Genomic DNA, 25,038 nt, shown 5'->3' with positions numbered 1-25,038 from the left:
GTGATTGAGAAGGCGCTATGACTTCATCTCTGCCCTGTGGGCAAACGTCTTTATTGTTACAGATGACCGAGCGCCTGGCGCTTTCCGACGCGCATTTTCGGCGGATAAGTCAATTGATCTATCAACGAGCCGGGATCGTTCTGGCTGACCATAAACGCGACATGGTTTACAACCGACTGGTTCGTCGTTTGCGTTCGCTGGGACTGACGGATTTCGGTCATTATCTGAACTTGCTGGAATCTAATCAGCACAGCGGTGAGTGGCAGGCGTTTATCAATTCGCTGACCACGAATCTGACGGCATTTTTCCGTGAGGCACACCATTTCCCTCTGCTCGCGGATCACGCACGTCGCCGTTCTGGCGAGTATCGCGTATGGAGCGCGGCGGCTTCGACCGGCGAAGAGCCGTACAGCATTGCGATGACGCTGGCTGACACATTGGGCACCGCGCCCGGACGCTGGAAAGTGTTTGCCAGTGATATCGACACCGAAGTGCTGGAAAAAGCCAGAAGCGGTATTTATCGCCATGAAGAGTTGAAAAACCTGACGCCGCAGCAACTGCAACGGTATTTCATGCGAGGGACGGGACCGCATGAAGGGCTGGTACGCGTGCGTCAGGAGCTGGCGAACTATGTTGATTTTGCCCCGCTGAATCTACTGGCGAAACAGTACACCGTGCCGGGGCCGTTTGATGCGATCTTCTGTCGTAACGTCATGATCTACTTCGATCAAAATACCCAGCAGGAGATTTTGCGCCGCTTTGTTCCGCTCCTTAAACCCGACGGATTGCTGTTTGCGGGTCACTCTGAAAACTTTAGCCACCTTGAGCGCCGCTTCACGCTGCGTGGTCAGACGGTGTATGCGCTAAGTAAGGATTAAAGATGAGCAAAATCAGGGTGTTATCTGTCGATGATTCGGCACTGATGCGCCAGATCATGACAGAAATCATCAACAGCCATAGCGACATGGAAATGGTGGCGACCGCGCCTGATCCGCTGGTCGCGCGTGACTTGATTAAGAAATTCAATCCCGATGTGCTGACGCTGGATGTTGAAATGCCGCGGATGGACGGACTGGATTTCCTCGAAAAATTAATGCGTTTGCGTCCAATGCCCGTAGTGATGGTTTCTTCCCTGACTGGCAAAGGGTCAGAAGTCACGCTGCGCGCGCTGGAGCTGGGGGCGATAGATTTTGTCACCAAACCGCAACTGGGTATTCGCGAAGGAATGCTGGCGTATAGCGAAATGATTGCTGAAAAGGTGCGTACAGCAGCAAAGGCGAGCCTTGCAGCACATAAGCCATTGTCAGCACCGACAACGCTGAAGGCGGGTCCGTTGTTGAGTTCTGAAAAACTGATTGCGATTGGTGCTTCAACGGGTGGAACTGAGGCAATTCGTCACGTACTGCAACCGTTGCCGCTTTCCAGCCCGGCATTGTTAATTACCCAACATATGCCGCCCGGTTTCACCCGCTCTTTTGCCGACAGACTTAATAAGCTTTGCCAGATCGGGGTTAAAGAAGCCGAAGACGGAGAACGTGTCTTGCCGGGGCATGCCTATATTGCGCCGGGCGATCGGCATATGGAGCTGTCGCGTAGTGGCGCAAATTACCAAATCAAAATTCACGATGGCCCGGCGGTTAACCGTCATCGGCCTTCGGTAGATGTGTTGTTCCATTCTGTCGCCAAACAGGCGGGGCGTAATGCGGTTGGGGTGATCCTGACCGGTATGGGCAACGACGGCGCGGCGGGAATGTTGGCGATGCGTCAGGCGGGGGCATGGACCCTTGCGCAAAACGAAGCAAGTTGCGTGGTGTTCGGCATGCCGCGCGAGGCCATCAATATGGGTGGTGTCTGCGAAGTGGTCGATCTTAGCCAGGTAAGCCAGCAAATGTTGGCAAAAATTAGTGCCGGACAGGCGATACGTATTTAAATCAGGAGTGTGAAATGGCGGATAAAGAACTTAAATTTTTGGTTGTGGATGACTTTTCCACCATGCGACGCATAGTGCGTAACCTGCTGAAAGAGCTGGGATTCAATAATGTTGAGGAAGCGGAAGATGGCGTCGACGCTCTCAATAAGTTGCAGGCAGGCGGTTATGGATTTGTTATCTCCGACTGGAACATGCCCAATATGGATGGCCTGGAATTGCTGAAAACAATTCGTGCGGATGGCGCGATGTCGGCATTGCCAGTGTTAATGGTGACTGCAGAAGCGAAGAAAGAGAACATCATTGCTGCGGCGCAAGCGGGGGCCAGTGGCTATGTGGTGAAGCCATTTACCGCCGCGACGCTGGAGGAAAAACTCAACAAAATCTTTGAGAAACTGGGCATGTGAGGATGCGACTATGATGCAACCATCAATCAAACCTGCTGACGAGCATTCAGCTGGCGATATCATTGCGCGCATCGGCAGCCTGACGCGTATGCTGCGCGACAGTTTGCGGGAACTGGGGCTGGATCAGGCCATTGCCGAAGCGGCGGAAGCCATCCCCGATGCGCGCGATCGTTTGTACTATGTTGTGCAGATGACCGCCCAGGCTGCGGAGCGGGCGCTGAACAGTGTTGAGGCGTCACAACCGCATCAGGATCAAATGGAGAAATCAGCAAAAGCGTTAACCCAACGTTGGGATGACTGGTTTGCCGATCCGATTGACCTTGCCGACGCCCGTGAACTGGTAACAGATACACGACAATTTCTGGCAGATGTACCCGCGCATACCAGCTTTACTAACGCGCAACTGCTGGAAATCATGATGGCGCAGGATTTTCAGGATCTCACCGGGCAGGTCATTAAGCGGATGATGGATGTCATTCAGGAGATCGAACGCCAGTTGCTGATGGTGCTGTTGGAAAACATCCCGGAACAGGAGTCGCGTCCAAAACGTGAAAACCAGAGTTTGCTTAATGGACCTCAGGTCGATACCAGCAAAGCCGGTGTGGTAGCCAGTCAGGATCAGGTGGACGATTTGTTGGATAGTCTTGGATTTTGATTTGTATTGCCTGATGTGGCGTGACCACGTCATATCAGGCGGTCTGATAAGGCGATGACGCCGCATCCGACAAACGCACACTATGCTTGATGTGTGGCAGCAAAAGCCCTAAATCCCGCCTGTTTTGCCCCTTACTCAAACCATTGAACGCTTTGCGCTCTGGCATCATTCACGCTTAATACTCTTTCCAGGATTGGCGACGTGTCTGACGAGAGCGACGACAAAACAGAAGCCCCCACACCTCACCGACTAGAAAAAGCGCGGGAAGAGGGGCAAATCCCGCGTTCCCGTGAACTGACCTCACTGCTGATTTTGCTGGTGGGCGTTAGTGTTATCTGGTTTGGCGGTGTGTCGCTGGCCCGTCGATTGTCGGGCATGCTCTCCGCTGGGCTGCATTTTGATCACAGTATTATCAATGACCCGAATCTGATCCTCGGGCAGATTATTCTGCTGATCAGAGAAGCCATGCTGGCGCTGCTGCCGCTGATTAGCGGCGTGGTGCTGGTGGCGCTCATTTCTCCGGTCATGCTGGGAGGGCTGGTATTTAGCGGCAAATCCTTGCAGCCGAAGTTTTCCAAACTCAACCCGCTACCGGGCATTAAACGGATGTTCTCGGCTCAGACTGGCGCGGAGTTGCTTAAAGCAATTTTGAAAACCATCCTGGTTGGCAGCGTGACGGGGTTTTTTCTCTGGCATCACTGGCCGCAGATGATGCGCTTGATGGCCGAGTCTCCGATTACCGCCATGGGTAATGCGATGGATTTGGTAGGGCTATGCGCACTGCTGGTGGTGCTTGGTGTCAATCCAATGGTGGGATTTGACGTCTTTTTCCAAATATTCAGCCACCTGAAAAAGCTGCGTATGTCACGGCAGGATATTCGTGATGAGTTCAAACAAAGCGAAGGTGACCCTCATGTTAAAGGGCGGATCCGTCAGATGCAGCGAGCTGCTGCACGGCGTCGGATGATGGCCGATGTGCCGAAAGCGGATGTCATTGTCAATAACCCGACCCACTATTCGGTAGCGTTGCAGTATGACGAAAACAAAATGAGCGCACCGAAAGTGGTCGCTAAAGGTGCAGGGCTGGTCGCGCTGCGCATTCGTGAAATTGGCGCTGAAAATAACGTCCCGACGCTTGAAGCGCCGCCGCTGGCGCGAGCGCTGTATCGACATGCGGAGATTGGTCAACAAATCCCGGGTCAACTGTACGCCGCGGTGGCGGAAGTGCTGGCCTGGGTCTGGCAACTGAAACGCTGGCGTCTGGCTGGTGGACAGCGCCCTGTACAACCTACTCATCTTCCGGTGCCGGAAGCCCTGGATTTTATTAACGAGAAACCGACCCATGAGTAATCTGGCCGCGATGCTGCGCCTGCCCGCAAACCTGAAATCGACACAATGGCAGATCCTTGCCGGACCGATTTTGATCCTGTTGATCTTGTCGATGATGGTGCTGCCACTGCCCGCATTCATACTCGACCTGTTGTTTACCTTCAATATTGCCTTGTCGATCATGGTGTTGCTGGTGGCGATGTTTACCCAGCGCACGCTTGAGTTTGCTGCGTTTCCGACCATTCTGTTGTTTACTACGTTGTTGCGTCTGGCACTTAACGTGGCTTCAACCCGTATCATTTTGATGGAAGGGCATACCGGCGCGGCGGCGGCTGGGAAGGTGGTCGAAGCATTCGGTCACTTCCTCGTTGGTGGCAATTTCGCTATCGGTATCGTGGTGTTTGTCATTCTCGTGATCATCAACTTTATGGTCATTACCAAAGGTGCCGGGCGTATCGCAGAAGTGGGTGCGCGCTTTGTTCTCGATGGTATGCCGGGTAAGCAGATGGCGATTGACGCCGACCTTAACGCTGGATTGATTGGTGAAGATGAGGCGAAAAAACGCCGCTCCGAAGTGACTCAGGAAGCCGATTTTTACGGCTCAATGGACGGGGCAAGTAAGTTTGTTCGCGGCGATGCCATCGCCGGGATCCTCATCATGGTCATTAACGTTGTCGGCGGGTTGCTGGTCGGCGTGCTGCAACATGGCATGAGCATGGGACACGCGGCGGAAAGTTATACGCTATTGACCATTGGCGACGGTCTGGTGGCACAAATTCCAGCGCTGGTGATTTCTACCGCCGCGGGGGTCATCGTTACGCGTGTCAGCACCGATCAGGATGTTGGCGAGCAGATGGTGAATCAGCTTTTCAGTAACCCAAGCGTTATGTTGTTAAGCGCCGCCGTGCTCGGTTTACTCGGCCTGGTGCCTGGAATGCCGAACCTGGTATTTTTGCTGTTCACTGCCGGATTGCTGGGGCTGGCCTGGTGGATACGCGGACGCGAACAAAAAGCGCCTGCCGAACCCAAACCGGTAAAAATGGCAGAGAATAATACCGTTGTCGAAGCGACGTGGAACGATGTACAACTGGAAGATTCTCTGGGAATGGAAGTGGGTTATCGACTGATCCCGATGGTCGATTTCCAGCAGGATGGTGAGTTGTTGGGCCGTATACGCAGTATCCGCAAGAAATTTGCCCAGGAGATGGGATTTCTGCCGCCAGTGGTGCACATTCGCGACAATATGGATCTGCAACCTGCCCGCTATCGCATTTTGATGAAAGGCGTGGAGATTGGCAGTGGTGATGCTTATCCGGGGCGCTGGCTGGCGATTAACCCTGGAACCGCTGCCGGGACGTTACCTGGTGAGGCGACCGTCGATCCGGCATTTGGCCTGAATGCTATCTGGATTGAAAGTGCGCTAAAAGAACAGGCGCAGATTCAGGGGTACACAGTGGTTGAGGCCAGCACGGTGGTAGCAACGCATCTTAACCACCTCATTAGCCAGCATGCCGCAGAGCTGTTTGGTCGTCAGGAGGCGCAACAGCTGTTGGATCGCGTCGCCCAGGAGATGCCAAAGCTGACGGAAGATCTCGTTCCTGGCGTCGTCACGCTCACCACACTGCATAAAGTGCTGCAAAATCTCCTCGATGAAAAAGTACCGATTCGCGATATGCGCACCATTCTCGAAACGCTGGCGGAACATGCGCCCATCCAAAGCGATCCACATGAATTAACCGCCGTCGTGCGCGTGGCGTTGGGACGGGCGATTACCCAGCAGTGGTTTCCTGGCAAAGATGAAGTCCATGTTATTGGCCTCGATACACCGCTGGAACGTTTGTTACTACAGGCGCTGCAGGGCGGGGGAGGACTGGAGCCAGGGCTGGCGGATCGTTTACTGGCGCAAACTCAGGAAGCGCTATCCCGTCAGGAGATGCTGGGTGCGCCGCCAGTATTGTTGGTGAACCACGCGCTGCGACCATTATTGTCTCGCTTCCTGCGCCGCAGCTTGCCGCAGTTAGTGGTCCTGTCGAATCTGGAACTGTCTGATAACCGACATATCCGCATGACGGCGACAATTGGCGGCAAATAATGAGAACCTTATTAGCAATATTATTGTTTCCGCTGCTGGTGCAAGCCGCCGGGGAGGGGATGTGGCAGGCAAGTAGTGTAGGAATTACGCTAAATCATCGCGGTGAGTCGATGTCGTCTGCGCCTCTTTCTACGCGACAACCTGCTTCAGGATTGATGACGCTGGTAGCGTGGCGTTATCAGCTTATCGGCCCGACACCTTCAGGACTGCGGGTTCGCTTGTGTTCGCAATCTCGTTGTGTCGAATTAGAGGGGCAGAGCGGAACCACCGTGGCCTTTTCCGGTATAGCGGCAGCAGAACCGTTGCGATTTATCTGGGAAGTGCCAGGCGGTGGGCGGTTAATTCCACCGCTAAAGGTACAACGTAATGAAGTGATTGTGAATTATCGCTGAAGGACAAAAAAATTACGCGCTCGCGAGTATGTTTAATAACTCAGTGAAAAAGGCTCGATGTCTTGTTGCAATTATTTATCAGGAATAGCTTGCAACAAAACATGCCAAAAAGATGTGAATTATCCTCTTGTCAAAGGGCTTGGATAAAAATCTTCAGAGTTATGGTATAGCTGCAACTGGCGAGTTCGCGTATTGGTCTGTATGATCATACATGAGAGCCATTCTGATTCAGAATAAGGGTCACTTAAATCCTGAACGTCCTCATTTGAAAGGATTAATTCACATTCTTTGTCCCTAAAATCCAGCCAGGCTCGCTGTGATTTTTTAAGCAAGTTAAGTTGTTCGGTATCAGGTTTTTTTACACCTGTGCGTGGCACTTGTTCTATATAACGATAAGCTTCACCATAGGCTTTATTTAATTGCGCATCGACGAGATTGTATTCTTGTCGCAGGCATGATTTGATCACGTTAATGTCAGTATCATCATCTGAATTTTTTTGCCAACAATCTTTGATGGCTGAAATGTCATGGTCGTTTACTATAACCGTATCTTCTGCGTAAGCCTGGCAAGAGATAATGCCTAATGTTAATACAAGAAATTTAAACACTGCGGTATTCCTTAAATTCAACCGTTATCGTTTCCCTGGGGCCGGATATTACGCTTCTGGCCTCTTATCCAACAGTCAGAAAACAATGGCATGTCCATTTTCAGAATACATTTAGATGGCAATAAAAAAGCCTGATCAGGTAACCCTGATCAGGCTTTACTCTCACGAAAAATCGATTACATACGCTCTACTGTCTCAATACCCAGCGTATCCAGACCCAGCTTTAGCGTCTTCGCTGTCAGTTGTGCCAGTTTCAGACGGCTGTTACGCACTTCTTCGTTTTCTGCGCTGAGGATCGGGCAGTGCTCGTAGAAGCCAGAGAACAGACCAGCCAGATCGTACAGGTAAGCACACATCACATGCGGCGTGCCTTCACGGGCAACCACGGTGAGGGTTTCTTCAAACTGCAGCAGGCGAGCTGCCAGTTGCGCTTCACGATCTTCACGGATGATTACCGGAGCTGCAGCCAGTTGCTCTTCGTTAATTTCTGCCTTACGGAACACGGACAATACACGCGTGTAAGCATACTGCATGTATGGCGCGGTATTACCCTCAAACGCCAGCATGTTGTCCCAGTCGAAGATGTAGTCTGTGGTGCGGTTTTTGGAGAGATCCGCATATTTCACCGCACCAATACCAACCGCGTTAGCCAGTTTTTCCAGCTCGTCAGCTGGCATATCCGGGTTCTTTTCTGCCACCAGACGGCGTGCACGTTCCAGGGCTTCATCCAGCAGATCGGCCAGTTTCACTGTACCACCCGCGCGGGTTTTGAACGGTTTGCCGTCTTTACCCAGCATCATGCCGAACATGTGGTGTTCCAGCGGTACGGATTCCGGTACATAGCCTGCTTTACGGACGATCGCCCATGCCTGCATCAGGTGTTGATGCTGACGGGAGTCGATGTAATATAGCACGCGATCGGCATGCAGTGTTTCATAACGATATTTCGCACAGGCGATATCAGTGGTGGTGTAGAGATAGCCGCCATCTTTCTTCTGAATGATCACGCCCATCGGTTCGCCTTCCTTGTTTTTAAACTCATCAAGGAATACGACGGTCGCCCCTTCGCTTTCTACTGCCAGACCTTTGGCTTTGAGATCCGCCACAATTCCTGGCAGCATCGGGTTGTAGAGGCTTTCGCCCATCACGTCATCACGGGTCAGCGTCACGTTGAGACGATCGTAGGTGATCTGGTTCTGCGTCATGGTGATGTCGACCAGTTTGCGCCACATCTCGCGGAAATATTCGTCACCGCTTTGCAGTTTTACCACGTAGTTACGTGCACGCTCGGCAAACTCTTCATCTTCGTCGTAATGCTTTTTCGCATCGCGGTAGAAACCTTCAAGGTCAGCCAGCTCCATTTCACCGGCGTTTTCCTGCTGCTGCTTTTCCAGCCATGCAATCAGCATACCGAACTGAGTGCCCCAGTCGCCGACGTGGTTTGCGCGAATCACTTTGTGACCGAGGAACTCCAGAGTACGCACTGCTGCGTCACCAATAATGGTAGAGCGCAGGTGACCGACGTGCATCTCTTTCGCCACGTTTGGCGCAGAGTAGTCAACCACAATGGTCTGTTTTTCTGGCGTAGCAACACCGAGACGATCGGACGCCAGCGCCTGCTGAACATGTTCAGCCAGGAATGCCGGATCAAGGAAAATGTTGATAAAGCCTGGACCGGCGATCTCAACTTTGCTGGCGATACCGTTAAGATCCAGATGAGTCAGCACCTGCTCTGCTAATTGTCGCGGTGCCATACCCAGTTTTTTAGCAACTGCCATCATGCCGTTAGCCTGATAGTCGCCGAACTGAACTTTTGCTGACTGACGAACCTGCGGTTCGCAATCCGCAGGCGCGCCTGCCGCAATCATGGCCTGACGGACTTTTTCTGAGAGAAGAGCCTGAATATTCACCGGAATACCTTACATTGATGAAGCGAGCAAAAATTGCCCGCACCAGTTAAAGAAATTAGGGCGGGAGTATACTGCAAATGGCTGTTTTCGTCAGCAACGTGCGCGTGGCGTATTGCCGTTTTCACTATTGCATCAGAAGCGGCGTGAAATCAGCGGTTGGTTGACACAGGGCAACAGGGTAAATTAACGCTTTTACTGAAAGACGAAGAGTGATTATGGCGAACTGGCAATCTATCGATGAGCTGCAGGATATTGCATCGGATTTACCGCGATTTACCCACGCATTAGATGAACTTTCCCGCCGTCTGGGGTTGAATATCACTCCGCTGACTGCCGATCACATTTCTTTGCGTTGCCATCAAAACGTCACCGCTGAGCGCTGGCGTCGCGGGTTTGAACAGTGTGGCGAGCTTTTGTCAGAAAATATGATCAATGGCAGACCGATTTGTCTGTTTAAATTGCATGAACCGGTACAGGTTGCGCACTGGCAGTTTTCTATTGTGGAGCTACCGTGGCCCGGGGAAAAACGTTACCCACACGAAGGTTGGGAACATATTGAAATCGTTCTGCCGGGTGATCCAGAAACGCTGAATGCCCGTGCGCTGGCTTTGCTTTCTGATGAAGGACTCAGCCTACCGGGGATCTCAGTTAAAACCAGTTCACCAAAAGGTGAGCATGAGCGATTACCGAATCCGACGCTGGCGGTCACCGATGGCAAAACAACTATTAAGTTTCATCCGTGGTCCATTGAAGAGATCGTTGCCAGCGAGCAGTCAGCGTAATTAAGGAGCAAAAATGGCATTACTGGAAATTTGCTGTTACAGCATGGAATGTGCACTAACGGCGCAGCAAAACGGCGCAGACAGAGTTGAATTATGCGCAGCCCCAAAAGAGGGGGGCTTAACGCCGTCGTTGGGGGTACTGAAATCCGTGCGCCAGCGGGTGACGATCCCTGTGCATCCGATAATTCGCCCACGCGGTGGTGATTTTTGCTACAGCGACGGTGAGTTTGCCGCCATTCTTGAGGATGTGCGCACGGTCCGCGAATTAGGTTTTCCTGGACTGGTGACGGGCGTTCTCGATGTTGACGGGAATGTCGATATGCCACGAATGGAAAAAATAATGGCTGCTGCCGGTCCGCTGGCAGTGACTTTTCATCGCGCCTTCGATATGTGCGCTAACCCTTTATATACACTCAATAATCTTGCGGAATTGGGCATTGCCCGGGTACTGACATCAGGGCAAAAATCAGACTCACTGCAAGGTTTATCAAAAATTATGGAACTTATTGCCCATCGTGATGCTCCAATCATTATGGCCGGAGCAGGAGTCCGTGCAGAAAACCTGCACCACTTCCTCGATGCCGGAGTGCTGGAAGTCCATAGCTCCGCGGGAGCGTGGCAAGCCTCACCGATGCGTTATCGTAATCAAGGATTGTCCATGTCATCAGATGAACACGCGGACGAGTATTCGCGTTATATCGTAGACGGGGCGGCGGTTGCTGAAATGAAAGGAATCATTGAACGCCATCAGGCCAAATGATTTTTACCGTTGCATCATGTCGCCCAATATGATGCTTGCTCGTACCAGGCCCCTGCAATTTCAACAGGGGCCTTTTTTTATCCCTGAGCAGTATAAAAAACGAACGATAACCGTGATCTGTTGAGCGGGTGACAGTGAACATAGCGTTGTGCTAATAATATTTTTTATATTCACATTGATTATGGGATTTAAATTGCTAAAACTGATAAATATATATTCTAAATAGCAACTGGGTTATTCCTTAGCAATTAATGATTACATTGTAATAAATCATATTCTTTATCGATTATTTCAGGCAGTGTTGTGCCGAGTTATGCAAGTGGTTAATTCGTTGTGTATTTAATTATACAATGATTTCGGTGTTCTGGAATTTATTTAGAGGAATCTATGCGAGGGAAAAAACGCATTGGGTTATTGTTTTTGCTGATAGCGGTTGTGGTTGGTGGCGGCGGGTTATTGCTGGCGCAAAAAGCCTTACATAAAACGTCGGATACAGCATTTTGCCTTTCCTGCCACTCGATGAGTAAACCTTTTGAGGAATATCAGGGAACTGTCCACTTTTCGAACCAGAAAGGGATACGTGCGGAATGTGCCGATTGCCATATTCCAAAGTCAGGGATGGATTATTTATTTGCTAAATTAAAAGCATCTAAAGATATTTATCATGAATTTGTTAGCGGCAAAATAGACAGTGACGATAAGTTCGAAACTCATCGCCAGGAAATGGCCGAAACAGTATGGAAAGAATTAAAAGCAACTGACTCTGCAACGTGCCGTAGTTGCCATTCTTTTGATGCCATGGATATTGCCTCGCAAAGTGAATCTGCGCAGAAAATGCATAACAAAGCACAAAAGGGCGGCGAAACCTGTATCGATTGTCATAAAGGCATTGCCCATTTTCCGCCAGAAATAAAAATGGATGACAACGCGGCGCATGAGCTGGAAAGTCAGGCCGCTACTTCAGTGACTAATGGCGCACATATTTATCCTTTCAAAACTTCTCGCATAGGCGAGCTGGCTACCGTGAATCCTGGTGCCGATCTCACCGTCGTTGATGCCAGTGGCAAACAGCCGATCGTTCTGTTGCAGGGTTATCAAATGCAGGGCAGTGAAAACACGCTCTACCTGGCGGCAGGTCAACGGCTGGCGCTAGCCACATTAAGTGAAGAAGGTATCAAGGCGCTCACGGTAAACGGGGAATGGCAGGCTGACGAATACGGCAATCAATGGCGTCAGGCGTCTTTACAGGGTGCGCTTACCGATCCCGCATTAGCGGACCGTAAACCGCTATGGCAATACGCTGAAAAACTTGACGATACCTATTGCGCTGGTTGCCATGCGCCTATTGCCGCTGACCATTACACCGTCAATGCATGGCCGTCCATTGCCAAAGGAATGGGTGCGCGAACCAGCATGAGCGAAAACGAACTGGACATTTTGACGCGGTACTTCCAGTACAACGCCAAAGATATTACCGAGAAACAGTGATCCTCGTTGATCAGGGAGGAAGTTATGACATTAACAAGACGTGAATTTATTAAACACAGCGGTATTGCCGCTGGGGCGCTGGTGGTGACATCGGCAGCACCGCTACCCGCATGGGCAGAAGAGAAGGGCGGTAAAATCCTCACCGCGGGCCGTTGGGGAGCGATGAGCGTAGAAGTGAAGGACGGCAAGATTGTTTCTTCGACAGGCGCGCTGGCGAAAACCATACCGAACTCCTTACAGTCTACGGCGGCGGATCAGGTACACACCACGGCACGTATTCAGCATCCGATGGTAAGAAAAAGCTATCTCGATAATCCACTGCAACCGGCGAAAGGTCGTGGCGAAGATACTTATGTACAGGTGAGCTGGGAGCAAGCATTAAAACTGATTCATGAGCAACACGATCGCATTCGCAAAGCTAACGGACCATCGGCTATTTTTGCCGGATCATACGGCTGGCGCTCTTCTGGCGTGTTGCATAAAGCGCAAACCTTACTGCAACGTTATATGAACCTGGCGGGCGGTTATTCCGGGCATAGCGGCGATTATTCAACCGGGGCAGCACAGGTGATCATGCCGCATGTGGTCGGTTCTGTAGAGGTGTATGAACAGCAGACCTCCTGGCCGCTGATTCTGGAAAACAGCCAGGCTGTGGTGCTGTGGGGGATGAACCCGCTGAATACCTTAAAAATTGCCTGGAGCAGTACCGATGAGCAAGGGCTGGAATACTTCCATCAGCTGAAAAAATCTGGCAAACCAGTGATTGCCATTGATCCTATCCGCTCCGAAACCATCGAGTTCTTTGGTGATAATGCCACCTGGATCGCGCCGAATATGGGCACCGACGTGGCACTGATGTTAGGGATTGCGCATACCCTGATGACACAAGGTAAACACGATAAAGTGTTCCTTGAAAAATACACCACCGGGTATCCGCAGTTTGAAGAGTATCTGACAGGTAAGAGCGATAATACTCCGAAGAGCGCGGCCTGGGCGGCGGAAATTACTGGCGTACCGGAAGCGCAGATAGTCAAACTCGCTGAACTGATGGCGGCGAATCGCACAATGCTGATGGCTGGCTGGGGAATTCAGCGCCAGCAATATGGTGAACAGAAACACTGGATGCTGGTGACGCTGGCGGCGATGTTAGGGCAGATTGGTACACCGGGCGGCGGTTTTGGTTTCTCTTATCATTACTCCAACGGTGGCAATCCGACGCGTGTTGGCGGCGTGCTGCCGGAAATGTCTGCGGCGATTGCCGGACAGGCCAGCGAGGCCGCTGATGATGGCGGAATGACGGCGATTCCTGTTGCCCGTATCGTCGATGCGCTGGAAAATCCTGGTGGCAAATATCAGCATAACGGTAAAGAACAAACGTATCCGAATATCAAAATGATCTGGTGGGCGGGTGGCGGTAACTTTACCCATCACCAGGATACTAATCGTCTGATCAAAGCATGGCAGAAACCGGAGATGATCGTCGTTTCTGAATGCTACTGGACCGCAGCTGCTAAACATGCAGATATCGTATTACCGATCACCACATCGTTTGAGCGCAATGACTTGACGATGACCGGTGATTACAGCAACCAGCATATTGTGCCGATGAAGCAGGCTGTTGCTCCGCAATTTGAAGCGCGTAACGATTTTGACGTATTTGCCGATCTTGCTGAATTACTGAAACCTGGCGGAAAAGAGATCTATACCGAAGGTAAAGATGAAATGGCGTGGCTGAAATTTTTCTATGATGCCGCTCAGAAAGGTGCTCGTGCGCAACGCGTGACTATGCCGATGTTTAATGCCTTCTGGCAGCAAAATAAACTGATCGAAATGCGCCGCAGCGAGAAGAACGAACAGTACGTTCGTTATGCTGATTTCCGCGCCGATCCGGTGAAAAATGCGCTGGGTACGCCAAGCGGCAAAATTGAGATTTACTCCAAAACGCTGGAAAAATTTGGCTATAAGGATTGCCCGGCACACCCAACCTGGCTTGCGCCTGATGAGTGGAAGGGTACCGCCGACGAGAAGCAGTTGCAGCTTCTGACCGCACATCCGGCACACCGTTTACATAGTCAGCTTAACTATGCGGAACTGCGTAAAAAATATGCGGTTGCAGATCGTGAACCAATCACTATTCACACCGAAGATGCTGCTCGCTTTGGTATTGCGAATGGTGATCTGGTGCGTGTGTGGAACAAACGTGGTCAGATTCTGACAGGCGCGGTGGTGACTGACGGGATCAAAAAAGGCGTGGTATGCGTGCATGAAGGTGCATGGCCAGATCTGGAAAATGGCTTGTGTAAAAACGGCAGTGCGAACGTGTTAACGGCGGATATCCCCAGCTCGCAGCTGGCAAATGCCTGTGCCGGTAACTCTGCGCTGGTGTATATCGAAAAATATACGGGCAATGCGCCGAAGTTAACGGCGTTTGATCAGCCAGCTATTCAGGCATAAGAAGTGAATAGCGCCCGGAAACGGGCGCTGAGGTTATGCAAACGTAAAACTGCCTGATGCGCTATGCTTATCAGGCCTACATAGTCCCTGCAATAGATTGAATTAGCAAGGGTTTGTAGGCCGGATAAGGCATTCAAGCCGCATCCGGCAGTAATACCAGACCTTTACGGCTTGCGCGCAATCAGCACCGCGCGTTTAGGCGCAGGATAACCTTCAACTGTCTTACTCGGATCATGTGGGTCGAGGAAATCGGACAGAGATTCGGTAACCATCCATTCAGTGCGTCGCTGCTCTTCAGTAGTGGTAACGCACACATCCACAATGCGGATATCTACAAAACCACACTTCTTCAGCCAGTTTTTCAGCGCCAGCGCGGAAGGGATGAAATAGACATTACGCATTTGCGCGTAACGATCGCCTGGTACCAGCACCGTGTTCTCATCGCCATCAATAACCAGCGTTTCCAGCACCAGTTCACCCTCATTCACCAGTTGATCTTTCAACTGCCAGAGATGCTCCAGCGGCGAACGGCGATGGTAAAGCACGCCCATCGAAAAGACGGTATCAAAGGCTTTCAGTGCCGGAAGCTGTTCAATACCTAACGGTAACAAATGTGCGCGCTGATCGTTACCCAGTAGTTTACGCACCGCTTCAAACTGGCACAGAAACAGTTGCGTAGGGTCGATCCCCACCGCGAGGTGCGCGCCTGCGCCAATCATGCGCCACATGTGATAACCGCTGCCGCAGCCGACATCCAGAATGGTGCGTCCGGTTAAATCAGAAAGATGGGGCAGAACACGATCCCATTTCCAGTCGGAACGCCATTCGGTATCGATGTTGACGCCATACAGTGAGAACGGCCCTTTGCGCCATGGCATCAGGTTCCGCATAAGCGTTTCAATGCGTTTAATTTGCCCGGTGCTCAGTGGCTCTTCGCTTTCGGCGGTTACGCTATGCAATAAATCCAGACGATACGGTTTAATTTCAGGCAGAAATTCCACCGCGTTGGACCACTGCTTAAACAGCCCGTGCTGCTGCTCGCGCTGCCAGTTAGCAATCTGCGCGGGCAGCGTTTCGAGCCAGTGTGAAAGATGATTTTTGGCAATCAGAGAATAAAAGTTACCAAAGTCGATCATGCAGCGTCCTCTGCTTTTAATGCCACCAGTGAACCAAAGTTAAAGCACTGGAACCACAGCTCGCTATGCTCAAAACCGGCTTTATGCAGGCGTGCTTTATGGGTTTCCACGGAATCGGTCAGCATCACGTTTTCCAGCATGCTGCGCTTCTGGCTGATCTCCAGTTCGCTGTAACCGTTGGCACGTTTAAAGTCGTGGTGCATGTTGAACAACAGTTCACCAACTTTGGCATCTTCGAAACTGAATTTTTCCGAAAGCACCAGCGCGCCGCCCGGGTTCAGTCCTTGATAAATTTTATCCAGTAATGCCTGGCGCTCGGAAGGTTCCAGGAATTGCAGGGTAAAATTCAGCACCACCATCGATGCGTTTTCAATGGCGATATCGCGAATATCACCTTCAATGACGTCTACTGGCGTAGGGGCTTTATAGGCGTCAATATGACGACGGCAGCGTTCAATCATCGCCGGGGAGTTGTCGATGGCAATAATTTTGCAATTATCATGATGAATGTTGCGACGCACCGAGAGCGTCGCCGCGCCCAGAGAACAACCCAGATCGTAAACCTGCGTACCAGGTTGAACGAAGCGCTCGGCTAACATACCAATCATGGAAATAATATTGGAATAGCCGGGAACGGAACGCTGGATCATATCCGGGAAGACTTCAGCTACCCGTTCATCAAAGGTCCAGTCGCCCAGTCTGGCGATAGGGGCAGAAAATAGCGTGTCGCGGTGAGACATAACGTAAAAATCCGGGAAAAAGAAAGTGGCGTATTGTGCGCTAACGCAGGGAGAAAACCAACTCCCAGGGCATATACCAAAGATTCGCCAGCACCATCAGCAACAGCGCACACCAGGTGGCGCTCATGCCGGAACGTCGCCAGCGGAACAGACGGTGATGAAAACCGTAATAATGCATCAGACGACCAGCAAGCAAAACGATGCCGCAAATATGCACCATCCAGGTTTCTGCGCCATTCATTTCCATAAACAGCATCAGCACAATCGCGATGGGAATATATTCCACCGCGTTACCATGAATGCGAATAGCGCTTTGCAGTTCGCTAAAACCACCGTCACCATAGGCAACGCGGTACTGCAAACGCAAGCGAACGACATCAAAAGAGAACTTCATTAATAACAACGCACTTAAAACGGCATACAGCGCGCTTACCATACAAACTCCCTTTAAAATGGCCGATGGCACCTGTCTATGATAGGTGGCAAATTCAGAAAAGAGAAGATTGCTGTGGAATAGCCGGAACTGCTCCGATCTCTGGAAGCGTTTTACGTAAGTCTTCCCACAGGGTATGTACCAGTTCCGGGGCCTGGGCAATGTCTGGCGTATGTAAAAAAAGATAAGGCGTAGTGGTCTGATGCCACTGCACTAATTTTTGTAACCAGACCTGAAATAATTCCCGGTTTTGCGTCATATCATCACTACCGATAAAACGGATCAGCGGATTTGTCGCCGTCAGTACAGCATGTACCGGAACTTTAGGTTTTTTTCGTTGAGCGTCGCGAATAGCTTCACTGTGTGGACGTGCTGCATGAACCGGGCGGCTGTCTAAAATCACCCGATTAACGCCGCGCTGATGTAAACCGCGATTAAGCGTTTGTTCCTCTTCCCCTTTGGCGAAAAACTGTGGATGGCGGACTTCCACACCATAATTAAATTCGCCAGGGAGAGAATCGAGAAAATGCCAAAGCGCAGGCAGCTCCCGTGGGCCGAATGTGGCAGGCAGTTGCAGCCAGTATTGCCCAATGCGCGGAGCCAACGGTGACATGCGGGTCAAAAATTCAGTCACTAAATCATCGCAATGTCGTAATGCTGCCTGATGCGAAATGGTCGCCGGAAACTTAAAACAGAAGCGGAAGTCATCTGTGGTCTGTTCACGCCAGCGCAGGACAACCTCGGGTTTCGGCAGGGCGTAAAGCGTGGTGTTGCCCTCCACGCAGTTAAAGTGGCGGGCATACTCTTCAAGGCTGGTGATTCCCAACCGCACCCATTTAGGATGCGACCATTGCGGTAGACCGATGTAAATCATAACGCGTGAAGGATCTCTTCCACGCTACGCACACGGGCGATGCGTGGGTAGATATGGTTGATGCTGTTATTGTGCTGCTCGGCGCTGGCGGCACTACAGGCGTCTTCGGCAATCACCAGATTAAAGCCAAGTTCCCAGGCATTGCGGGCGGTGGATTCAACACCGATATTGGTCGAGATCCCACATAACACTATTGTATCGATACCTCGGCGGCGCAGTTGCAACTCCAGATCCGTACCGTAAAACGCACCCCACTGACGTTTGATGATTTCGATATCACTGTCAGTTGCACCTAATGCAGCTGGATGTTGCCACCAGTTTTCGGGCAACACTTTAGCGGGGGAGGGGGCATCAACCGGCTGTTTTAATGCTTCGGCGTGATCGGCAGACCAGCCAACGCGCACCAGAAACACGGGCTGACCGCTGGCGCGAAATTTCGCCGCCAGCTTCCCGGCGCGATTAACTACCTCATCGGCAGTATGTGGACCACCGGCAAAAGGTAAGATGCCTTCTTGTAAATCGATCACCACCAACGCAGTGGTTTTAGCATTAAGTTCAAGCATGCTGACTCCTGAAAAAACAAAATCGTGCCTCACACCTTAATGCGATTAGCCGATGGCGGAACGACAAATTTTGTTAATTTTTATGAGTTCGGGCAACACCTTTATAGCAAACTGGCGTAGAGTCTGATTTCAGGCCCGATATAAAGTGGTAACGAGGCGTTCCAGCGCGGGCCAGGCTCTTACGGTGCGGCAGAATTTCCAGTATAATAGCCGCCTTTTTTCATTCAGTTGTGACATACAGCTAACGCTGCGACTTGGTCACCTGCGCAGCAGGGGGCATCCGCCGGCAGCTAAGTTAAGGGATATCTCATGCGTACAGAATATTGTGGACAGCTCCGTTTGTCCCACGTGGGGCAGCAGGTGACTCTGTGTGGTTGGGTCAACCGTCGTCGTGATCTTGGTAGCCTGATCTTCATCGATATGCGCGACCGCGAAGGTATCGTGCAGGTATTTTTCGATCCGGATCGTGCGGACGCGTTAAAGCTGGCCTCTGAACTGCGTAATGAGTTCTGCATTCAGGTTACGGGCACCGTACGTGCGCGTGACGAAAAAAATATTAACCGCGATATGGCGACCGGCGAAATTGAAGTGCTGGCGTCCTCGCTGACTATCATCAACCGCGCAGATGTTCTGCCGCTTGACTCTAACCACGTCAACACCGAAGAAGCGCGTCTGAAATACCGCTACCTCGACCTGCGTCGCCCGGAAATGGCGCAGCGCCTGAAAACCCGCGCTAAAATCACCAGCCTGGTGCGCCGTTTTATGGATGACCACGGCTTCCTCGACATCGAAACTCCGATGCTGACCAAAGCCACGCCGGAAGGCGCGCGTGACTACCTGGTGCCTTCTCGTGTGCACAAAGGTAAATTCTACGCACTGCCGCAATCCCCACAGTTGTTCAAACAGCTGCTGATGATGTCCGGTTTTGACCGTTACTATCAGATCGTTAAATGCTTCCGTGACGAAGACCTGCGCGCTGATCGTCAGCCTGAATTTACTCAGATCGATGTGGAAACTTCTTTCATGACCGCGCCGCAAGTGCGTGAAGTGATGGAAGCGCTGGTGCGTCATTTGTGGCTGGAAGTGAAGGGCGTGGATCTGGGCGATTTCCCGGTAATGACCTTTGCGGAAGCAGAACGCCGTTATGGTTCTGATAAACCGGATCTGCGTAACCCGATGGAACTGACCGACGTTGCTGATCTGCTGAAATCTGTTGAGTTTGCAGTATTTGCAGGTCCGGCGAACGATCCGAAAGGTCGCGTTGCCGCTCTGCGCGTTCCGGGCGGCGCATCGCTGACCCGTAAGCAGATCGACGAATACGGTAACTTCGTTAAAATCTACGGCGCGAAAGGTCTGGCTTACATCAAAGTTAACGAACGCGCGAAAGGTCTGGAAGGTATCAACAGCCCGGTAGCGAAGTTCCTTAATGCAGAAATCATCGAAGCCATCCTGGATCGTACTGCCGCGCAAGATGGCGATATGATTTTCTTCGGTGCCGACAACAAGAAAATTGTTGCCGACGCGATGGGCGCACTGCGCCTGAAAGTGGGTAAAGACCTTGGTCTGACCGACGAAAGCAAATGGGCACCGCTGTGGGTTATCGACTTCCCGATGTTTGAAGACGACGGTGAAGGCGGCCTGACGGCAATGCACCATCCGTTCACCTCACCGAAAGACATGACTGCTGCAGAACTGAAAGCTGCACCGGAAAATGCGGTGGCGAACGCTTACGATATGGTCATCAATGGTTACGAAGTGGGCGGTGGTTCAGTACGTATCCATAATGGTGATATGCAGCAGACGGTGTTTGGTATTCTGGGTATCAACGAAGAGGAACAGCGCGAGAAATTCGGCTTCCTGCTCGACGCTCTGAAATACGGTACTCCGCCGCACGCAGGTCTGGCATTCGGTCTTGACCGTCTGACCATGCTGCTGACCGGCACCGACAATATCCGTGACGTTATTGCCTTCCCGAAAACCACGGCGGCAGCGTGTCTGATGACTGAAGCACCGAGCTTTGCTAACCCGACTGCACTGGCTGAGCTGAGCATTCAGGTTGTGAAGAAGGCTGAGAATAACTGATATGGCTTATAAGCGTCCCGTTTCGATCTTAGTGGTCATCTACGCACAAGATACGAAACGGGTGCTGATGTTGCAGCGGCGTGACGATCCCGATTTCTGGCAGTCGGTAACCGGCAGCGTGGAAGAGGGGGAAACCGCGCCGCAAGCTGCCGTGCGCGAAGTAAAGGAAGAGGTCACCATTGATGTTGTCGCTGAACAACTGACCTTAATTGACTGTCAGCGCACGGTAGAGTTTGAAATTTTTTCACATTTACGTCATCGCTATGCGCCGGGCGTGACGCGTAATACGGAATCATGGTTCTGTCTTGCGCTCCCACACGAGCGGCAGATCGTTTTCACTGAACATCTGGCTTACAAGTGGCTTGATGCGCCTGCTGCGGCGGCGCTCACTAAGTCCTGGAGCAACCGGCAGGCGATTGAACAGTTTGTAATTAACGCTGCCTGAACAGGCAGGGCTATCTGGAGATATTTTTATGGCAGGTCATAGTAAATGGGCCAACACCAGACATCGTAAAGCTGCGCAGGATGCAAAGCGCGGTAAAATCTTCACTAAAATCATTCGTGAGCTGGTAACCGCGGCTAAGCTGGGCGGTGGCGATCCGGACGCTAACCCGCGTCTGCGTGCAGCAATTGATAAAGCACTGTCTAACAACATGACCCGCGACACACTGAACCGCGCAATTGCACGTGGTGTGGGCGGTGATGATGATGCAAACATGGAAACCATCATCTACGAAGGTTACGGTCCTGGCGGCACGGCAATCATGATTGAATGTCTGTCTGACAACCGCAACCGTACCGTTGCTGAAGTGCGTCATGCATTCAGCAAATGTGGCGGTAACCTCGGTACAGATGGTTCCGTAGCCTATCTGTTCAGCAAAAAAGGCGTGATCTCCTTCGAGAAAGGCGATGAAGACACCATCATGGAAGCAGCTCTGGAAGCAGGTGCTGAAGACGTTGTGACCTATGATGACGGCGCGATTGATGTCTACACTGCATGGGAAGAAATGGGTAAAGTGCGCGACGCTCTGGAAGCGGCAGGTCTGAAAGCAGACAGCGCGGAAGTTTCCATGATCCCGTCCACCAAAGCTGATATGGATGCAGAAACCGCACCGAAACTGATGCGTCTGATCGATATGCTGGAAGATTGCGACGACGTGCAGGAAGTTTACCATAACGGTGAAATCTCTGATGAGGTCGCAGCGACTCTCTGATGAGGCCTGCTAAACAGCAAAACGGAGACGCGTGATGGCTATTATTCTCGGCATTGATCCGGGTTCGCGCGTGACCGGCTATGGCGTAATTCGCCAGGTAGGCAGGCAACTGTCCTACCTGGGTAGCGGATGCATACGCACCAAAGTGGATGATTTACCGTCTCGTCTGAAGCTCATCTATGCGGGCGTGACGGAAATCATCACCCAGTTCCAGCCTGATTATTTCGCCATTGAACAAGTCTTTATGGCGAAGAACGCTGACTCAGCCCTGAAACTGGGCCAGGCGCGCGGCGTGGCGATTGTTGCGGCGGTGAATCAGGAATTGCCGGTATTTGAATACGCGGCACGTCAGGTAAAGCAAACGGTGGTAGGTATTGGTAGTGCCGAAAAAAGCCAGGTGCAGCATATGGTCCGCACCTTGCTGAAACTGCCCGCTAATCCACAGGCGGATGCCGCCGATGCGTTAGCTATCGCGATTACCCATTGTCACGTCAGTCAGAATGCGATGCAGATGAGCGAATCGCGGCTGAACCTGGCGAGAGGGCGACTGCGTTAAGTTATACCGCCTCGGTCAGTTCAGGCTGAGGCGTTTCAACTCCCTCCGCGTGAATCAACACCAAACCCGGATGATGCCACAAACTGGCTGGCGTGACGGTTTTACGCTCCCACGGAATAGAACCTAAGAACCAGAATTTCCAGAAAGTGAGTTTTGCATTCGGATTGCTATTTAACAGTTGTCCAAACGTCTCTATTTCACCCACCGGAATACATAGCGCCTCTTTATAAATATCAAAGACAAATTTTGAACAGAACTGGCGGGAAGATTCGTATTTAAAACCCGTGTGGTAAAGTTTGCGTAGCCGGGAAGGAACCTGTTCAACAATTCGTTGTTTTTGTTGTTCTGTCAGCCCAGCGTCTAATCGCTTTATAGCATAGCGTTGATTAGACGAACGTTTAATAAAACGAGATAGCGTGGTGATGGTTGAAAGGGGAACCCGGCTTTCTGCAACCAGGAAGTCTTCACCGTTATGACCGATAATGATCCCGACGTGATTACTCCAGCAATTTGATGCAGCTGATATTTGACCAAATAAGGCAGCACCTATACATGTAAAGACGATATCTCCAATTTCATATTCAGCAGGGTAATTAATATTCACGTTGTCATTCCATTGAAATCGATACGAATATACGTAATAGCATAAAAAATTTATTTTTTCAGGAGTCGCAATGTATATTTTTATTACGCATTTCTTCACTGAATATGTAATATTCAAATATTTGCTTCCAATATAACCTGTTGAATAAATTATACTCTGCCATTTTTCAGATCATCGGGACACCTCGCAAGTTTTCTTCATCCTTCGCTGGATATCTATCCAGCATTTTTTTATCATACAGCATTATCTTTGATTCATTACGCAGGAGCGTCATGTGATAGGCAGACTCAGAGGCATCATCATTGAAAAACAACCCCCGCTGGTGTTAATTGAAGTGGGCGGCGTAGGCTATGAAGTGCATATGCCGATGACCTGTTTTTATGAACTCCCTGAAGCGGGTCAGGAAGCGATCGTTTTCACCCACTTTGTGGTGCGTGAAGACGCGCAACTGCTGTACGGTTTTAACAATAAACAAGAGCGCACATTGTTCAAAGAGTTGATCAAAACCAACGGCGTCGGCCCGAAGTTGGCGCTGGCGATCCTCTCCGGAATGTCAGCGCAGCAGTTCGTTAATGCCGTTGAGCGTGAAGAAGTGGGGGCGCTGGTGAAACTGCCGGGTATTGGCAAAAAAACCGCCGAACGCTTGATTGTTGAAATGAAAGACCGATTTAAAGGTTTGCATGGCGATCTCTTTACGCCAGCCGCCGACCTGGTACTCACATCACCTGCCAGCCCGGCGACCGACGATGCTGAACAAGAAGCAGTTGCCGCGCTGGTGGCGCTGGGCTATAAACCACAAGAGGCAAGCCGCATGGTGAGCAAAATCGCTCGCCCTGACGCCAGCAGTGAAACATTAATTCGCGAAGCCCTACGCGCCGCGTTATGAGGTAAAGGATGATTGAAGCAGACCGTCTGATTTCTGCCGGTACCACTTTGCCGGAAGATGTGGCAGATCGCGCCATTCGCCCTAAATTACTGGAAGAGTATGTTGGTCAGCCGCAGGTTCGTTCACAGATGGAGATTTTCATCAAAGCAGCGAAACTGCGCGGCGATGCCCTCGATCATCTGTTGATTTTCGGTCCTCCGGGGTTGGGTAAAACTACGCTTGCCAACATCGTCGCCAATGAAATGGGCGTTAATTTACGCACGACTTCTGGTCCGGTGCTGGAAAAGGCGGGCGATCTGGCAGCGATGCTCACTAACCTTGAACCGCATGACGTGTTGTTTATTGATGAGATCCACCGTCTTTCGCCAGTGGTGGAAGAGGTGTTGTATCCGGCAATGGAAGACTACCAACTGGATATCATGATTGGTGAAGGTCCGGCGGCACGCTCCATTAAAATTGATTTGCCGCCGTTTACCCTGATTGGTGCAACCACGCGCGCAGGTTCGCTGACATCACCGTTGCGCGATCGTTTTGGTATTGTGCAGCGTCTGGAGTTTTATCAGGTGCCGGATCTGCAATATATCGTCAGTCGCAGCGCACGCTTTATGGGGCTTGAGATGAGTGATGACGGCGCGCTGGAAGTTGCTCGTCGAGCTCGCGGTACGCCGCGCATTGCCAACCGTCTGCTGCGTCGAGTGCGTGATTTCGCCGAAGTGAAGCACGATGGCACCATCTCGGCAGATATCGCTGCTCAGGCGTTGGATATGTTGAATGTCGATGCTGAAGGTTTCGATTATATGGACCGCAAGTTATTGCTGGCGGTAATCGATAAGTTCTTTGGTGGGCCGGTAGGTCTGGATAACCTTGCGGCAGCCATTGGCGAAGAACGTGAAACCATTGAGGATGTGCTGGAACCTTATTTGATTCAGCAAGGCTTTTTGCAGCGTACACCGCGTGGGCGTATGGCGACGACGCGGGCGTGGAATCACTTTGGCATAACGCCGCCAGAAATGCCGTAAGTCGGATTGGTCGCTCGCGCCGCATCCGACACTGGCAGTGTGTCTGATGCGACACTGTTCGCGTCTTATCAGGCCAGCCAGAGATAGCGAACCGTAGGTCGGATAAGGCGCTCGCGCCGCATCCGAC

27 protein-coding genes are annotated in these 25,038 nt (G+C 51.3%); 19 read left to right on the top strand and 8 right to left on the bottom strand.

Translation table 11 applies throughout. The annotated features are described in order from the left end of the window. Nucleotides 1-17 precede the first annotated feature (17 nt). From cheR to flhe, 7 genes are all read left to right on the top strand, one after another. Nucleotides 18-878, top strand: a complete 861-nt coding sequence (gene cheR / locus ACJHW7_RS20420; RefSeq protein WP_000204335.1) for a protein-glutamate O-methyltransferase CheR — start codon at nt 18-20, stop codon at nt 876-878. 2 nt (nt 879-880) lie between these two features. Next, the gene (cheB, locus tag ACJHW7_RS20415; protein ID WP_000036378.1) at nt 881-1,930 is read left to right on the top strand and encodes a protein-glutamate methylesterase/protein glutamine deamidase; all 1,050 of its coding nucleotides are present in this window, start codon (nt 881-883) and stop codon (nt 1,928-1,930) included. Between the two features lie 14 nt (nt 1,931-1,944). Next, nucleotides 1,945-2,334 (top strand): chemotaxis response regulator CheY, encoded by a 390-nt coding sequence (cheY, locus tag ACJHW7_RS20410; RefSeq protein ID WP_000763867.1) that lies wholly within the window; start codon nt 1,945-1,947, stop codon nt 2,332-2,334. A gap of 10 nt (nt 2,335-2,344) precedes the next feature. Further along, on the top strand, nt 2,345-2,989 hold the full coding sequence (gene cheZ, locus ACJHW7_RS20405) for a protein phosphatase CheZ (RefSeq protein WP_000983609.1): 645 nt from the start codon (nt 2,345-2,347) through the stop codon (nt 2,987-2,989). Nucleotides 2,990-3,190: 201 nt separating this feature from the next. Further along, entirely contained in the window at nt 3,191-4,339 is a 1,149-nt protein-coding gene (gene flhB, locus ACJHW7_RS20400) for a flagellar biosynthesis protein FlhB (protein WP_029402381.1), read from the top strand. Then, the gene (gene flhA / locus ACJHW7_RS20395) at nt 4,332-6,410 is read left to right on the top strand and encodes a flagellar biosynthesis protein FlhA (protein ID WP_000066983.1); all 2,079 of its coding nucleotides are present in this window, start codon (nt 4,332-4,334) and stop codon (nt 6,408-6,410) included. Before flhB ends, flhA begins: the two co-directional genes overlap by 8 nt. After that, a complete protein-coding gene (flhe, locus tag ACJHW7_RS20390; RefSeq protein WP_001259583.1) occupies nt 6,410-6,802 on the top strand; it encodes a flagellar protein FlhE in 393 nt (130 codons plus the stop codon). Before flhA ends, flhe begins: the two co-directional genes overlap by 1 nt. A 119-nt stretch (nt 6,803-6,921) precedes the next feature. On the opposite strand, the gene ACJHW7_RS20385 is transcribed toward flhe, so the two are convergent. Next, nucleotides 6,922-7,410, bottom strand: a complete 489-nt coding sequence (locus ACJHW7_RS20385; RefSeq protein WP_001315683.1) for a lysozyme inhibitor LprI family protein — start codon at nt 7,408-7,410, stop codon at nt 6,922-6,924. A gap of 90 nt (nt 7,411-7,500) precedes the next feature. Here ACJHW7_RS20385 and yecV point away from each other — a divergent pair, with 90 nt between their 5' ends. Further along, nucleotides 7,501-7,545: a protein YecV gene (yecV, locus tag ACJHW7_RS20380; protein ID WP_211180499.1), complete on the top strand. Its 45-nt coding sequence runs from the start codon at nt 7,501-7,503 to the stop codon at nt 7,543-7,545. Between the two features lie 41 nt (nt 7,546-7,586). Here yecV and argS read toward each other — a convergent pair whose 3' ends face one another. Further along, a complete protein-coding gene (gene argS, locus ACJHW7_RS20375) occupies nt 7,587-9,320 on the bottom strand; it encodes an arginine--tRNA ligase (RefSeq protein WP_001025326.1) in 1,734 nt (577 codons plus the stop codon). A 215-nt stretch (nt 9,321-9,535) separates the two neighbouring features. Between argS and ACJHW7_RS20370 the strand changes: the two genes are divergently transcribed. From ACJHW7_RS20370 to torZ, 4 genes are all read left to right on the top strand, one after another. Further along, a complete protein-coding gene (locus ACJHW7_RS20370) occupies nt 9,536-10,102 on the top strand; it encodes a VOC family protein (RefSeq protein ID WP_001326063.1) in 567 nt (188 codons plus the stop codon). Nucleotides 10,103-10,115: 13 nt separating this feature from the next. Further along, entirely contained in the window at nt 10,116-10,862 is a 747-nt protein-coding gene (gene cutC / locus ACJHW7_RS20365; RefSeq protein ID WP_001185742.1) for a copper homeostasis protein CutC, read from the top strand. Nucleotides 10,863-11,249: 387 nt separating this feature from the next. After that, nucleotides 11,250-12,350, top strand: a complete 1,101-nt coding sequence (locus tag ACJHW7_RS20360; RefSeq protein WP_001214298.1) for a NapC/NirT family cytochrome c — start codon at nt 11,250-11,252, stop codon at nt 12,348-12,350. A gap of 24 nt (nt 12,351-12,374) precedes the next feature. Beyond that, entirely contained in the window at nt 12,375-14,804 is a 2,430-nt protein-coding gene (gene torZ, locus ACJHW7_RS20355; protein ID WP_000176849.1) for a trimethylamine N-oxide reductase TorZ, read from the top strand. A gap of 164 nt (nt 14,805-14,968) precedes the next feature. Here the strand turns inward: torZ and cmoB are convergent, their stop codons facing one another. The 5 genes from cmoB to ACJHW7_RS20330 are packed head-to-tail and all read right to left on the bottom strand — an operon-like array spanning nt 14,969 to nt 18,550. After that, nucleotides 14,969-15,940 (bottom strand): tRNA 5-methoxyuridine(34)/uridine 5-oxyacetic acid(34) synthase CmoB, encoded by a 972-nt coding sequence (gene cmoB, locus ACJHW7_RS20350; RefSeq protein WP_000564745.1) that lies wholly within the window; start codon nt 15,938-15,940, stop codon nt 14,969-14,971. After that, a complete protein-coding gene (gene cmoA, locus ACJHW7_RS20345; RefSeq protein WP_000019588.1) occupies nt 15,937-16,680 on the bottom strand; it encodes a carboxy-S-adenosyl-L-methionine synthase CmoA in 744 nt (247 codons plus the stop codon). Before cmoA ends, cmoB begins: the two co-directional genes overlap by 4 nt. Nucleotides 16,681-16,720: 40 nt before the next feature. Then, nucleotides 16,721-17,116, bottom strand: coding sequence for an MAPEG family protein (locus ACJHW7_RS20340; protein WP_000252979.1), 396 nt, complete (start codon nt 17,114-17,116; stop codon nt 16,721-16,723). 52 nt (nt 17,117-17,168) lie between these two features. Next, nucleotides 17,169-17,987, bottom strand: a complete 819-nt coding sequence (locus tag ACJHW7_RS20335; protein ID WP_000639275.1) for a DUF72 domain-containing protein — start codon at nt 17,985-17,987, stop codon at nt 17,169-17,171. Continuing rightward, nucleotides 17,984-18,550 (bottom strand): hydrolase, encoded by a 567-nt coding sequence (locus tag ACJHW7_RS20330; protein ID WP_000891610.1) that lies wholly within the window; start codon nt 18,548-18,550, stop codon nt 17,984-17,986. The genes ACJHW7_RS20335 and ACJHW7_RS20330 overlap by 4 nt, the downstream gene beginning before the upstream one ends. A 309-nt stretch (nt 18,551-18,859) precedes the next feature. Between ACJHW7_RS20330 and aspS the strand changes: the two genes are divergently transcribed. From aspS to ruvC, 4 genes are read left to right on the top strand one after another with little or no spacing between them, the layout of a single operon-like run. Further along, nucleotides 18,860-20,632: an aspartate--tRNA ligase gene (aspS, locus tag ACJHW7_RS20325; protein ID WP_001258662.1), complete on the top strand. Its 1,773-nt coding sequence runs from the start codon at nt 18,860-18,862 to the stop codon at nt 20,630-20,632. Continuing rightward, nucleotides 20,625-21,077 carry a dihydroneopterin triphosphate diphosphatase gene (gene nudB, locus ACJHW7_RS20320; RefSeq protein ID WP_077221229.1) on the top strand — a complete coding sequence of 151 codons (453 nt, stop codon included), beginning with the start codon at nt 20,625-20,627 and terminating at the stop codon, nt 21,075-21,077. The genes aspS and nudB overlap by 8 nt, the downstream gene beginning before the upstream one ends. Nucleotides 21,078-21,105: 28 nt before the next feature. Further along, nucleotides 21,106-21,846, top strand: coding sequence for a YebC/PmpR family DNA-binding transcriptional regulator (locus ACJHW7_RS20315; protein WP_000907234.1), 741 nt, complete (start codon nt 21,106-21,108; stop codon nt 21,844-21,846). A gap of 34 nt (nt 21,847-21,880) precedes the next feature. After that, nucleotides 21,881-22,402, top strand: a complete 522-nt coding sequence (gene ruvC, locus ACJHW7_RS20310) for a crossover junction endodeoxyribonuclease RuvC (RefSeq protein ID WP_001295503.1) — start codon at nt 21,881-21,883, stop codon at nt 22,400-22,402. Between the two features lies 1 nt (nt 22,403). Here ruvC and ACJHW7_RS20305 read toward each other — a convergent pair whose 3' ends face one another. Then, nucleotides 22,404-23,006 carry a YebB family permuted papain-like enzyme gene (locus ACJHW7_RS20305; RefSeq protein ID WP_001024930.1) on the bottom strand — a complete coding sequence of 201 codons (603 nt, stop codon included), beginning with the start codon at nt 23,004-23,006 and terminating at the stop codon, nt 22,404-22,406. Nucleotides 23,007-23,076: 70 nt separating this feature from the next. Here ACJHW7_RS20305 and yobI point away from each other — a divergent pair, with 70 nt between their 5' ends. The 3 genes from yobI (at nt 23,077) to ruvB (ending at nt 24,911) form a co-directional block, all read left to right on the top strand. Further along, on the top strand, nt 23,077-23,142 hold the full coding sequence (gene yobI / locus ACJHW7_RS20300; protein WP_001386853.1) for a stress response small protein YobI: 66 nt from the start codon (nt 23,077-23,079) through the stop codon (nt 23,140-23,142). Between the two features lie 138 nt (nt 23,143-23,280). Continuing rightward, on the top strand, nt 23,281-23,892 hold the full coding sequence (gene ruvA / locus ACJHW7_RS20295; RefSeq protein ID WP_000580323.1) for a Holliday junction branch migration protein RuvA: 612 nt from the start codon (nt 23,281-23,283) through the stop codon (nt 23,890-23,892). An 8-nt stretch (nt 23,893-23,900) separates the two neighbouring features. After that, nucleotides 23,901-24,911: a Holliday junction branch migration DNA helicase RuvB gene (gene ruvB, locus ACJHW7_RS20290; RefSeq protein ID WP_000568519.1), complete on the top strand. Its 1,011-nt coding sequence runs from the start codon at nt 23,901-23,903 to the stop codon at nt 24,909-24,911. The last annotated feature ends 127 nt before the right edge of the window (nt 24,912-25,038 follow it).

The sequence above is a fragment of the Escherichia sp. WS1152 genome, from assembly GCF_046487665.1.
In the GTDB taxonomy this organism is placed as follows: domain Bacteria; phylum Pseudomonadota; class Gammaproteobacteria; order Enterobacterales; family Enterobacteriaceae; genus Escherichia; species Escherichia coli.
Note: the sequence above shows the minus strand (reverse complement) of the source record. Positions and strands in the feature narration are given on the sequence as shown.

Coding starts and splice junctions, on each gene's coding strand:
- cheR (WP_000204335.1), top strand. CDS start 18: ATGACTTCATCTCTGCCCTGTGGGCAAACGTCTTTATTGTTACAGATG.
- cheB (WP_000036378.1), top strand. CDS start 881: ATGAGCAAAATCAGGGTGTTATCTGTCGATGATTCGGCACTGATGCGC.
- cheY (WP_000763867.1), top strand. CDS start 1,945: ATGGCGGATAAAGAACTTAAATTTTTGGTTGTGGATGACTTTTCCACC.
- cheZ (WP_000983609.1), top strand. CDS start 2,345: ATGATGCAACCATCAATCAAACCTGCTGACGAGCATTCAGCTGGCGAT.
- flhA (WP_000066983.1), top strand. CDS start 4,332: ATGAGTAATCTGGCCGCGATGCTGCGCCTGCCCGCAAACCTGAAATCG.
- flhe (WP_001259583.1), top strand. CDS start 6,410: ATGAGAACCTTATTAGCAATATTATTGTTTCCGCTGCTGGTGCAAGCC.
- ACJHW7_RS20370 (WP_001326063.1), top strand. CDS start 9,536: ATGGCGAACTGGCAATCTATCGATGAGCTGCAGGATATTGCATCGGAT.
- cutC (WP_001185742.1), top strand. CDS start 10,116: ATGGCATTACTGGAAATTTGCTGTTACAGCATGGAATGTGCACTAACG.
- ACJHW7_RS20360 (WP_001214298.1), top strand. CDS start 11,250: ATGCGAGGGAAAAAACGCATTGGGTTATTGTTTTTGCTGATAGCGGTT.
- torZ (WP_000176849.1), top strand. CDS start 12,375: ATGACATTAACAAGACGTGAATTTATTAAACACAGCGGTATTGCCGCT.
- cmoB (WP_000564745.1), bottom strand. CDS start 15,940: ATGATCGACTTTGGTAACTTTTATTCTCTGATTGCCAAAAATCATCTT.
- cmoA (WP_000019588.1), bottom strand. CDS start 16,680: ATGTCTCACCGCGACACGCTATTTTCTGCCCCTATCGCCAGACTGGGC.
- ACJHW7_RS20340 (WP_000252979.1), bottom strand. CDS start 17,116: ATGGTAAGCGCGCTGTATGCCGTTTTAAGTGCGTTGTTATTAATGAAG.
- ACJHW7_RS20335 (WP_000639275.1), bottom strand. CDS start 17,987: ATGATTTACATCGGTCTACCGCAATGGTCGCATCCTAAATGGGTGCGG.
- ACJHW7_RS20330 (WP_000891610.1), bottom strand. CDS start 18,550: ATGCTTGAACTTAATGCTAAAACCACTGCGTTGGTGGTGATCGATTTA.
- aspS (WP_001258662.1), top strand. CDS start 18,860: ATGCGTACAGAATATTGTGGACAGCTCCGTTTGTCCCACGTGGGGCAG.
- ACJHW7_RS20315 (WP_000907234.1), top strand. CDS start 21,106: ATGGCAGGTCATAGTAAATGGGCCAACACCAGACATCGTAAAGCTGCG.
- ruvC (WP_001295503.1), top strand. CDS start 21,881: ATGGCTATTATTCTCGGCATTGATCCGGGTTCGCGCGTGACCGGCTAT.
- ruvB (WP_000568519.1), top strand. CDS start 23,901: ATGATTGAAGCAGACCGTCTGATTTCTGCCGGTACCACTTTGCCGGAA.